The 1,037-nt window shown below is 46.9% G+C and carries 2 protein-coding genes; both read right to left on the bottom strand.

Translation table 11 applies throughout. The features are described from left to right. The coding region (locus tag R8N49_RS25195; RefSeq protein ID WP_318190221.1) for a tripartite tricarboxylate transporter TctB family protein at positions 1-340 on the bottom strand (340 nt) is incomplete at its 3' end. A gap of 241 nt (positions 341-581) precedes the next feature. Further along, on the bottom strand, positions 582-1,037 hold a 456-nt coding region (locus R8N49_RS25190; RefSeq protein WP_318190220.1), incomplete at its 5' end, for a tripartite tricarboxylate transporter substrate-binding protein.

Raw genomic sequence — 1,037 nt, 5'->3', positions numbered from 1 at the left:
CTGTCGCGAGTACAAAGCCCAAGTAGGTTAGGCCCAAGCCGTAAAGGGACATCAGCACTAAGAACGAGATCAGTAACTTCCAGTTGAAGGTTAAAACGGCGCCGCTCTTTTTGTCTGGTTGGCCAGTCACAAGAAGCAAGAGAGAAAGCCCGATGCCGATATAAGTCAGAATGGTTGGCAAGGTGCGCGCAGTAAACGGTTCATACTCATCGCCCGGAAACAGTGCGATTTGAGACGTTTGATAACCGTAGCAAAGGCAGAAGAGCAGGAAAATCATGGCGCCAACACGGTCGCGGCAGAGTAGATATTCTTTGGTAAAAACGTTGGTTGAACGAGACATATTCAACTCCTAACAAGAATAAAAAAGACCGTATATGAACGTTAATGTGCAAAGTAATCCATTAACAAGTAAGCATTTCGCTGCTAGTCGATATGCTTAACAATCAATAAACAAAGGAGTGTGTATGCCGAGTGTCGACAATGTCCATATACGGTGAAACTTAGAGTGCAAATGCCGTTGGGGCGAATAGCAACTCAGGTTTTACGCTAAGTTGCTATCGGAGGGAGCCCCGGAATAACGGTTATTTCAGGAAGCCTAGCTCACGCATCAGGTCACCCATTTGCTTCTCTTGATCTTCAAGGAACGCGAAGAATGCTTTGTCCGCTTTGTAGTTGTCTATCCAACCATTGCGGTCACGAACGACTTGCCACTCGTCTGTGTTGTACATCTTAGTGAATGCGGCATTCCATTCGTCGACTTTCTTTTGGCTAACGCCCGGTGCAGCAAAGAATCCACGCCAGTTCGCAAATACCGTTTCGTTGCCGAATTCCGTTAATGTTGGAATGTTTGGCGCGGCTTCTAAGCGTTTTGGCGCAGTGATAGCAAGTACTTTCACTTGGCCAGATTTGGACATTTCCAGTACTTCACCTAAACCTGTTGAAAGTAATTGAGTTTCGCCAGAAAGCAGGGCTGCCATCGCTTTACCGCCCGCATCATAGCCAATGTAACGGACTTTACGCGCATCAAAACCTTCGCC

The organism is Vibrio sp. 1978 (genome assembly GCF_033344345.1).
The sequence above is the reverse complement of the archived record's forward strand: the minus strand, read 5'-3'. Positions and strand labels throughout refer to the sequence as shown.